Origin of the sequence: Nostoc sp. NMS2 (assembly GCF_017115105.1) — a bacterium.
GTDB lineage: Bacteria > Cyanobacteriota > Cyanobacteriia > Cyanobacteriales > Nostocaceae > Nostoc.
Genome location: NZ_JABXKH010000159.1, coordinates 56,683 through 66,557, shown reverse-complemented (window position 1 = coordinate 66,557; position 9,875 = coordinate 56,683). Strand labels below are relative to the sequence as shown.

Below are 9,875 nucleotides of genomic sequence, written 5' to 3'. Positions count from 1 at the left end.
GTTTCTGTTTTGGCTGCGGCTCTCCCAAACTCAGACCCTCTGCCATAATCCCTCTGTCAATAGGGTTTGAGACGCGCTAACCCTGGCGAATATTGTGTATCATCTACCTTTAACCAGCCTAATTCTTACTATAGTGAACTCCTATGGCAAAAGATAGATTTCATAATATTGTCAGAAATGCTTTAGAAAAAGAGGGCTGGAAGATTACTGCTGACCCTTATGAAGTCAATGTGGATGATGTAGATTTTGAGATTGATTTAGCAGCAGAGCAACTTTTAGGAGCAGAGAAAGAGGGACAAAAAATAGCGGTGGAAATTAAAAGTTTTATTAGTCCATCGAATGTTTCAGAATTTCATACAGCCTTGGGGCAGTTTTTAAACTATCGGGATGCACTAGATAAAATTGAACCAGAGCGCCAACTTTATTTAGCTGTTCGCGTCCCAATTTATGAAAGTTTTTTTCAACGGAAATTTATTATATCAGCAGTTGCAAAATATCAATTACGATTGACAATTTATGATGTACAAGAGGAGGTTATTCGTCAATGGCTATAGAAAAATATCGGCAATATATTCGACATCTTCTTTGCGAACGGCAAAAGCGAGCTTCGATGCAACGAAATGCCGAAGAGTATGATGTGCAAACAATTTTCGACGAACAGCAAGACCACTATCAATTACTTTATGTCGGCTGGCGGGGAAATAAACGTGATTTTGGCTGTATTCTACATCTCGATATTAAAGATGGGAGAATATGGATTCAACATGATGGTACGGAAGAAGGAATTGCCAATCGATTGGTTGAAATGGGAGTACCCAAACAAGATATCATTTTGGCATTTCACGAACCATATATACGTCAGTTTACCGGGTTTGGAGCTTGATAAATATTTATGCCAATCTCTAGCAATCCGATTTGATTTTTGATATCACGCAACAAGTGAGCGATCGCAAAGCCAAAAAATGCAGACAATAGTTACAACAGCAAAATCTAACTCTACTGACTCTCATACTTGCAGTTGAGGATGAATTAATTAATTTGCTGCCTAGCCTATTAGCTTATGCAGTTTTTGGCAATTAAAAATGCGGATAAAAGGACTTGAACCTTCACTCCTTTCGGAACTAGAACCTAAATCTAGCGCGTCTGCCAATTTCGCCATATCCGCATCAGTTTATTATCATACCATAAGAAATTATTTTTGGGAATAGGGAATGGGGAATGGAGAATGGGGGGATGAGGGAGAGAAGGGGGATGAGGGGGACAAAGGGTAATCATTAAAATCTAAGTCTCTTCCTTGTCTCTTTTCGATGCCCAATGCCCAATGCCCCATGCCCCATGCCCCATGCCCAATTCCCAATTCCCAATTACATAACCGCAACACGAGGCAGACGATGCTTGAACCCGCAGAGAATTTCCCAAGAAATAGTATTTAGTTGTTCTGCCCAATCGTTTGCTGAAATTTCTTCTTTTCCCTGTTCCCCTAGCAAGGTGACTACTTCTCCTTCTTGGATATTAGGTATATTACTCACATCCAGCATCAACTGATCCATTGTAATTGTGCCGATTTGCGACACTCGCTGACCGCGAATTAACACCTGCATTTTGTTAGAAAGACCGCGAGGAACACCGTCAGCATAGCCAATTCCCACAACAGCGAGACGAAGTTCACGCGGGGCAATAAATTTATGCCCGTAGCTGACAGCAGTTCCTGCGGCAATTGTTTTAACTTGGGTGACTCGTGCTTTAAGTTGCAAAACGGGCTTGAGATCGATCGCATTTTGTAAATGCGGTGCTGGGTAGAGTCCGTAAACGGCTAAACCTACTCGCACAATATCGTAGTGCAATGCCGGATTTGTGAGTGCAGCCGCAGAATTTGCCAAGTGCAAGCAAGGCACTTTAATTCCCATTGCTTTGATTTGAGCGATCGCTTCCTCAAATCGTCTATGCTGTTCTTCCATTGCCGTAGGATCAGGATCGTCTGCTGTTGCCAAATGAGAATAAATACTGGCAATAGATAGATGCGGTAAACGCTGCACTAATTGCACAAATTCACCAGCTTGCTGCCAATTAGTTCCCAACCTAGACATACCCGTGTCTAATTTGATGTGTACGGGCACTGGCGAACCATGATTCATCGATTCTAGGATATTGGAAAATACCAAAGCTTGTTTAGGGCTACAGAGTGTTGGCTGAAGTTTCCAATGTGCGATCGCATGAATCTGTTCTGGTGTATGAGTTGCTCCTAAAATCAAAATGGGCGCTTCAATCCCGCCTTCTCGCAATTGAATAGCTTCTGGAACTGTAGCGACTCCCAGCCAACTAGCTCCCGATTGAATTACAGTTTGGGCGACTGTCACCGCTCCATGTCCATAAGCATCAGCTTTTACTACTGCCATCAACTGGGTACGCGGCGATAAAAACTGCACCAATTGCTGTACGTTGTACGATAATGCCCCCAAATCAATTTCTACCCAAGCTCGTTGCGAAAACCATGCGTAGGTGTCGCACTGCTGATTAGGAACTACACCAGGGATTTGTTTACGACTTAACATTTGTACTGACTCCTATCCCACCACGGCTAAACTTTCAAGTTATCTATCTATACACGCTCCTAAAAGCGAGATCAGATTAAATAGGAAGTTTAACCTTCATATTGGAAGTGATACAAGATATTGCAGTAGTAAACTAAAAGTTAAGATTTATGAATAAGGAGTTAGAAGTAAATCTTACGGCTCAACTTTTAAACCTCATCTAAGTTGAGAACCGTAGTTTTCGCCCTCACCCTAAATCCCTCTCCCAGATCCTACGGTGTACACACAAGTAGTCCTAGAGCGAGTTTCCAGCCAAAAAAGGTAGATTCAAACTGATACAATCCGCGAATCAAAGTAGTAATTCCCGGAGGTTTCTGAGACTTATAACCAGACCAACCACCAAGCCTTTGCATAATCCAAGTAGCCCAAGCAAGGGTTTGAGGAGGATAAGGATTTTGTTGCAATTGAGTTTTCCCATCGAGAGTTGGTGCGAAGGTAGACAAGCATTGCAGTTGCTCGTCCGAAAAGGCAACAGTCGCAGGCAAATCAGGATTTTCTCGTCCCTGAATCAATTTTCAGAAGGCAGCTATGCTGGAGGCAGAAGGCTTTTATGGAACCCACGTTTAAAAACGTGGGATTGAAGTAAGGACGCCGCCAGATGCTCCACAACTCTTTCTGTTATTAGTTTACTTGGACTTGTGTGTACACCGTAGCCTTAAAAAAGGGGGAACCGGAGTCAAAGTCCCCCAATTTATCGGGGAGCCACTGCGGGAACAGGGGGCTTCCCCCATGAGCAGGTGGCATGAATTTAGGGGGATCTTCAACGATTTTGATTTTCTACAAAGATGTGTGTACACCGTAGCCTAAAAGGAGAGAGGCTTTGAATTTTACTCCCCTTCCCTTGTAGGGAAGGGGTTGGGGGTTAGGTCTGTATTCCATACAATTGAGAACCGCTATATCCTCTCAAGTACTCTCAGAAATAAGGGAAACAGCCCCGCTTTTTCAGGAGGAAAGGGGGGACTAATTATTAAAATAATTCGTAATTCGTAATTCGTAATTCGTAATTAAGTTTTGCAATGGGGAATGCCCAATGCCCCAAGCGACGGGGCGACTATCACGGTACACCCACTCTTGGGATGGAGTTTCCCGTCGCTTCCGATGAAAGATACCTTCTGGTTTTGGGAACACTATATTTACCACCAGACTTAACAGGAAGGGGTTGATGCCTAAAGGCGAATGGAATAGTAGACCGAAAAATACAATTCCCCTACAATTACCCATAACATACCTAAAACCAGTGAAGCGTAATACAATTACTCATGAATTTGACTCTGGTTCACACGCAGAAATAATACCTCCACAGGAAAATGATGAAAATTTATCGGAAGCATCCAACTTACTACGGCAAGGAATTCAACAGCAGCAGGCTGGTGAATTAATTGCGGCGCTGAAGTCTTTACAACAAGCTTTGGGACTGTTTCAGGCAGTTGGGGATTTGCAAAAACAGGCGCAGGCGCTTTCTTTTTTAGGATTGGTAACTTACAGCGCTGGAGACTATAAAGGTGCGATCGCTTACTCCGAGCAGTGTTTGTCTTTGCTCAATAATACCTCAGATTTAACATTGCAAATGCAAGCACTTTCTCATTTAGGGAATTCATACCGTCATTTGAATGAGCATAATAAGGCTATTGAGTTTCTAGAAAAGTGTTTGAAAATAACGCAACAGCTACAAGACAAACGGAGTCAAGTTGCAGCACTGAATAATTTGGGATTGGTGTATAAATCTTTGAGTAACTTTACACAGGCTATTGAGTATCAGCAGCAAAGCCTAGAGATTGTACGGGAACTCAAAGATAACTGGGGCGAGGAACAGGTACTCAAAAATTTGGGTAATGCTTGGTATGCTTTGAATAATTATCCAAAAGCGATCGCTTATTATGAGCAGTGTGTAGTACTAGCACGCTCCTTAAAAAATGTTCGCAGTGCTTCTCAGGTGCTAAAAAATCTGGGTAATGCTTGTTATGCTTTAGGTGATTATACTAAAGCTATTAAGTATTATGAAGATCGGTTGCTATTAGCCAGAGAAATTCAAGACAAACGCAGCGAGGAACAATCTTTAGGTAGTTTAGGAGTTGCTTGTGAAGCTCTGGGTGACTATAACAAAGCAATTATATATTATGAACAACGTTTGCTCTTAGCCAGAAATCTCAAAGACCGTCGTAGTGAAGAAGAAGCTCTTGATCGTCTGAGAGTCGCTTGCTATGCCTTGGGTGATTATGCCAAAGCTATGCAATACCAGCAAGGAACATCTTCAAATAATTCGTAATTCGTAATTCGTAATTCGTAATTCGTAATAGAGCTTCCGGCACGCTCCGCGGTTTTCATGCCCAAAGGGCTGTACGTAATTCGTAATGGGTATTTAGAAAGAGGCACAAAACTTGCTGATGAGGTTAGCTCTCTTTACCCAAACCAAAATTTGTTAAAAAGCAAGAAAGGGAAACAATTCAAAATTACTCACAGATGTCAATATCCCTCATTGTATTTTGTTGCTGGAGATATCTGAGAACTTCTAATGTATCAACTTGAGGAAATTCCGCGTAAAAATTACTCACACTCCAGAAGGGTTCTGGTGTTTCTAAGATGATTGTGCGATCGCCCCACTGTTGTAACCAAGGTAGCAATTTTTGTGGTGCTACTGGAGTACATAGCCAAACTGCTGCCGGAGAAAGTGCTTTGATAGCAGTTGCCGCTACCGCTATTGTCATACCTGTAGCAATGCCATCATCAACTAAAATGACCGTAGCATTCTCGGCATTCACCTGCGGACAAGCAGTAATTAATTGAGCCTCAAGAGACTTAGCTTGGGTGATGGCTTTATTTAAAGCCACTTCCCGCAACCTCCCATCTGGTTTAAACCGAAATAGCTTTTGATCAGTCCAAAGAACATTTCCGCAAGTAGTCACTGCACCAATTGCTAACTCTGGGTTTTCTGGATGGCTAATCTTTTTCGCTACAACGATTGTCAACGGACAATCCAATAGACGTGCTATTGGTGCAGCTACTGGTATACCCCCTCTTGGCAAAGCATAAACAATTGGTACAGGTTTTATCCCAGAATCAATAGTTTGCTGAGTCAAAACATCATGAATCACTCGCGCTAATAACTCACCCGCATGGGTGCGATCGGCAAAAAGTGGGGTATGTGACATGGGTTCTCCCCAGCATCTTAGGACGGCACTGCTTTTATCATGACTGAATTTTGTCTCAAATTAACTGATACAATAAGATTTGTATAAATAAGTAAGTATTCAGCAAAAGTCTATTTATTCTGATAAATCTCCAACCAGAGCAGTATTTAACTCAGATAAGACAGCTAACGCTGATGCAAAAATCCTAATTTTCATGAGCAGCGAAACCCAACTCAGCCTCTTCGGCGACTCAACCTTTAATCAACGAGAACTGATTCCCACCGATGCTAAAATTGCGATCGCTCCGGGAACTTATTCCACCATAACGGAATTGACACAGCATTGCGATCGCTGCCACCGTTGTCCATTGGGAGACACTCGCACTCATACTGTGGTCGGACGCGGTAATCTCAAAGCCCCAATTATGGTTATTGGGGAAGCGCCTGGTCAAAATGAAGACGAAACTGGTTTACCATTTGTAGGGAGATCGGGGCAATTGCTAGAGAAAATTCTGGCATCGGTGAATCTGACTACCGAGCATGATGTATACATAGCTAATATCAATAAATGTCGTCCACCAGATAATAGAGTTCCTACTCCAACAGAAGTGGCGGCTTGTCTACCCTACTTACTAGAACAAATTCGCCTAGTCGATCCTAAAATAATCCTGTTAACAGGTGCGACTGCTGTCAAGGGCATCACTGGCGATAAACGGGGGATTACGAAAATTCGCGGCCAGTGGCTGGAGTGGGAAGGGCGTTTATGTATGCCGATTTTTCATCCTTCCTACTTACTGCGTAACCCTTCTAAAGAAAGAGGTGCGCCTAAATGGTTGATGTGGCAAGATATCCAGGCAGTGCGGGCTAAGTTAGACGAATTCCAAAATAACAGCCAATAAACATCTGTGACTCAATTTTGGATTTGAGATTTGAGATTCTCCACTGTGAGAAAGTAAATTTCTGTGGATGGCGTGAGCGATAAGCTCAATTGGGGAACTCTAAGATAAGAGATTATTACTTTCCCTGGAGACAGCCATGACTAATGTACAACCTAATCTCCTACAACTTGCTAAACAAGGTGATCCAGAAGCTATTGCTGCTTTGATGAATCGATCTCTCCAGCCTAAAGGCATTAGTGCCAAAGTTGCATTTAAGGATGGTTGTTTACAAATTATGCTGGAATCTGCTCAAGTTACAAATCAACAAGCTTTAGTTGCTTTTGTCCGCAAGGGTATTACAAGTTTGGAGACTGCATTGATTGAGAGAGTTAAGATTTACGGTAAATGTTTAGGTGAAGAATTTCCAGTTTGGAATCAAGAATTTGAACTTGCTGGACAAGGTGGACAAGATCAAATGTTTACATTTGAGGAAACTAATACAAAGGAAAAGCAGCTACAAACTCACTTTGCACAAGATGTTCTAGAACAGTTTATGAATTTGAAAGCTAGAACATCTATTGGTATTAGTTATAACGACTTACCACCTGTTTTAGGAATAGCAAAATTAGCAGTTCAAAAGTTTGAACGTTCTCCTGATAGTGAAGTTTGTTCTTATTTAACCGAATTAATCAAGAAAGTTATGTTTTACTATGAGCTATCGCTTGAATGTATGGGTCACAAAGTTAAAAGAGCAGGCATGCTGAATGGTGTTTTTATAGGTCTTGGATCGCTGACAGGAATAGCAGCAAATGAACCTATCGGTAAATGTATGGCAAGTGAATTTCCCAATGTACCTAAATCTATTATTCATGGTTTATATGAGTTTGATATAGTACTTTCTGCACTCTGGATAAGATCTGGAGAATTAACTGATGAATTGGATGACATTTTGAACAAACCAGTTGATTTAGAAACACTAAAGCTTAAAAAATTAGAAGTAGTTACTCAATCATCTACATCCTCTCCGACACCAGAATTTTCAACCCCAACGCCAAGAACAACAAACTCAGCTACAGTTACACCTTCTCATGTTTCAAGCGCCGATAAAAAGATATATGCCGGAATTTTTGCAATTCTGCTGGGAACATTCGGTATTCATAAGTTTATCCTGGGCTACACCAAAGAAGGCGTTATCATGCTTCTTTTAACCTTGTTTACTGCTGGTTATGGTGCTTTAGTCATGGCTCTTATTAGCATTATCGAGGGAATTATTTACCTAACAAAGTCGGATCAAGAGTTCGTACAAACCTATATGAGCAGTAAAAAGGGTTGGTTCTGAATTTGGTCAGTTCCTACCTCAATCTGAGGAATGAGAAGGCATACTTTCTAGGGATAAATATTTTTTTCTTAAGAAATATCTTGGTAATGGATAAAGGGGGTTCTAAGAACAACTAGTAAGGGCAGCACCACATTGATCTTCCCTTGTCAACCAACCTTTAACACCTTGATATTCCACCTGCGCCCAATCTCCCTGACAGCCTAACAATTTGACAGCCGTATTAGCAGGAATTATTCTCACTTTTCGGCTTTCTTGACTATTACTAGCATATAAATCTACGCCATTAGTACCGTAGCCCTGGGTTGTTAAACCTAACTTTGGCACAAATACCCATCCAGTTCCTTGAAAACCATTACTAGCATTAGTAATCTGTACCCAATCTCCAGTAGCACCAATAACTTGAACTGTTTCGTTGATAGGGATTTGCCCTAAAATTGTGTTATTTGTACTTGCACCACTCCGCACATTTAAACCTTGTATATCTGTATCAGTGACGTAGGCAAGAATATCGCACTTTTGTGAATTAGTCGATTTCGCTAAAGCTATTTGATCAGCTATACCTGTATTTAGCATCACACTAATACAACTAAATACTAATCCTGTTACTAACTGGGATGGTGCATTTTTCACTTTTTTTGTCATAATTTGCTCAATTTTTTTGCTTCAGTACCTAAGATTTGAGTTTGATTTCTATCCTCATAATCTACCCAAACAAATTAAAGCTAACTTTATAAGGTAGTTATCTAAAAAGAATTTTAGTACTAGAATAACACTTTTAATTTTACAAAATTTAGTCCTACAATGTCTACGACGGGCTACGCCTACGCTGATGGATGCAACACAACGACATGATTGTGTATTAAAATGCCTATAGTGTAGTTAAAATAATTCGTAATTCGTAATTCGTAATTCGTAATTAAGTTTTGCAATTGGGATTTTAACCCCACTACAAAACTTTTCGCTTGTTATAAACGAGGGACTTAGACCCATCAAAAATGTTAAAATCTTAATAATTCATTAATTTTTATGAACCACAAAATACAGCCCATATCAGATGGCATAGGTCAAGAAATTATTAATATTGAGAATAGCAGTATTTTAGAATTAGACAAAGAAGAAATTATTCGTCTATTTAAAGATTATGGAATCTTACTTTTTAGAGGGTTTGATGTTGATGCTGAAATCTTTAAAGAATTTACCAATCTCTTGAGTACCAATTTTATAAATTATGCTGGTGGTGCATTCAGTAGGAAGGTAATTAATGGAGATGAGACTCTTTTAAGTGTAAATGATTTTAAGTCTGAGATTAAATTGCACGGAGAAATGTATTATCAGAAAAACATCCCACTTATGCTGTGGTTTTTCTGTGCTAATCCGCCATTAGAAGATGGTGAAACTACGGTGTGTGATGGCAGACAATTTTTTCATGAAATTAGTAGTTCAACTAAAGAGTTATTCAGCCAAAAGAAGTTAAAGTTCACTGTTCGGATATCTCAAGAGGACTGGCAGAAAAAATATCAAACAGATGATTTGAATCATTTAGAAGAAATGTGTCAGAAGAATAATACGCATCTGACAGTAAATGACGATCAATCGATTTTGCTTGAATATATTTCTCCAGCCATTATCCCCAGCAGATGTGGAAAATCTCAGGTATTTATTAATAGTTTATTGCCCACAAAGCAGTTAAGCCCAAAGATTCTTAATTTTGAAGATGATTCAGAAATTCCTGAAGAGGTTGTATCTGAACTTAATGAAATTGCTGAAAAAATAACTACGGAAATTTCGTGGCAGAAAAGCGATATTTTAATGATTGATAATACAAGAATACTTCATGGGAGAAGGTCATTTTCTGACGATCAAAGAGATATTTATATCAGGCTGTGTTCTCCAGCTTTTTCATTTTGATATTTGATTCCAGCAGTTTTCATTTATTTAAA

The 9,875-nt window shown here is 40.1% G+C and carries 10 protein-coding genes, 1 tRNA gene and 1 pseudogene; 7 read left to right on the top strand and 5 right to left on the bottom strand.

What is annotated here, in order from left to right:
• Nucleotides 1–143: 143 nt before the first annotated feature.
• Both HWQ36_RS28955 and HWQ36_RS28950 read left to right on the top strand, forming a co-directional pair.
• Nucleotides 144–554, top strand: coding sequence for a XisH family protein (locus tag HWQ36_RS28955; RefSeq protein WP_292709265.1), 411 nt, complete (start codon nt 144–146; stop codon nt 552–554).
• Nucleotides 545–883 (top strand): XisI protein, encoded by a 339-nt coding sequence (locus HWQ36_RS28950; RefSeq protein WP_292709263.1) that lies wholly within the window; start codon nt 545–547, stop codon nt 881–883. Before HWQ36_RS28955 ends, HWQ36_RS28950 begins: the two co-directional genes overlap by 10 nt.
• A gap of 200 nt (nt 884–1,083) precedes the next feature.
• Here the strand turns inward: HWQ36_RS28950 and HWQ36_RS28945 are convergent.
• From HWQ36_RS28945 to HWQ36_RS28935, 3 genes and pseudogenes are all read right to left on the bottom strand, one after another.
• Nucleotides 1,084–1,165, bottom strand: a tRNA-Leu gene (locus tag HWQ36_RS28945).
• Between the two features lie 199 nt (nt 1,166–1,364).
• The gene (alr, locus tag HWQ36_RS28940) at nt 1,365–2,552 is read right to left on the bottom strand and encodes an alanine racemase (protein WP_292709261.1); all 1,188 of its coding nucleotides are present in this window, start codon (nt 2,550–2,552) and stop codon (nt 1,365–1,367) included.
• A gap of 251 nt (nt 2,553–2,803) precedes the next feature.
• Nucleotides 2,804–3,106: pseudogene (locus HWQ36_RS28935) on the bottom strand (IS4 family transposase); the annotation flags it as partial.
• A 501-nt stretch (nt 3,107–3,607) separates the two neighbouring features.
• On the opposite strand from HWQ36_RS28935, the gene HWQ36_RS28930 reads away from it, so the two are divergent.
• Entirely contained in the window at nt 3,608–3,754 is a 147-nt protein-coding gene (locus HWQ36_RS28930; RefSeq protein ID WP_292709259.1) for a hypothetical protein, read from the top strand.
• Nucleotides 3,754–4,857, top strand: a complete 1,104-nt coding sequence (locus HWQ36_RS28925) for a tetratricopeptide repeat protein (RefSeq protein ID WP_292709257.1) — start codon at nt 3,754–3,756, stop codon at nt 4,855–4,857. Before HWQ36_RS28930 ends, HWQ36_RS28925 begins: the two co-directional genes overlap by 1 nt.
• 184 nt (nt 4,858–5,041) lie before the next feature.
• Here the strand turns inward: HWQ36_RS28925 and HWQ36_RS28920 are convergent, their stop codons facing one another.
• Nucleotides 5,042–5,740, bottom strand: a complete 699-nt coding sequence (locus HWQ36_RS28920; protein WP_292709255.1) for a phosphoribosyltransferase family protein — start codon at nt 5,738–5,740, stop codon at nt 5,042–5,044.
• A gap of 193 nt (nt 5,741–5,933) precedes the next feature.
• Here HWQ36_RS28920 and HWQ36_RS28915 point away from each other — a divergent pair, with 193 nt between their 5' ends.
• Both HWQ36_RS28915 and HWQ36_RS28910 read left to right on the top strand, forming a co-directional pair.
• The gene (locus tag HWQ36_RS28915) at nt 5,934–6,617 is read left to right on the top strand and encodes a uracil-DNA glycosylase (RefSeq protein WP_292709242.1); all 684 of its coding nucleotides are present in this window, start codon (nt 5,934–5,936) and stop codon (nt 6,615–6,617) included.
• 1,090 nt (nt 6,618–7,707) lie between these two features.
• Nucleotides 7,708–7,935, top strand: coding sequence for an NINE protein (locus HWQ36_RS28910; protein ID WP_292709269.1), 228 nt, complete (start codon nt 7,708–7,710; stop codon nt 7,933–7,935).
• A 102-nt stretch (nt 7,936–8,037) separates the two neighbouring features.
• Here the strand turns inward: HWQ36_RS28910 and HWQ36_RS28905 are convergent, their stop codons facing one another.
• Nucleotides 8,038–8,577 (bottom strand): SH3 domain-containing protein, encoded by a 540-nt coding sequence (locus HWQ36_RS28905; RefSeq protein ID WP_292709240.1) that lies wholly within the window; start codon nt 8,575–8,577, stop codon nt 8,038–8,040.
• Between the two features lie 384 nt (nt 8,578–8,961).
• On the opposite strand from HWQ36_RS28905, the gene HWQ36_RS28900 reads away from it, so the two are divergent.
• Nucleotides 8,962–9,843: a TauD/TfdA family dioxygenase gene (locus HWQ36_RS28900; RefSeq protein ID WP_292709238.1), complete on the top strand. Its 882-nt coding sequence runs from the start codon at nt 8,962–8,964 to the stop codon at nt 9,841–9,843.
• Nucleotides 9,844–9,875 lie beyond the last annotated feature (32 nt).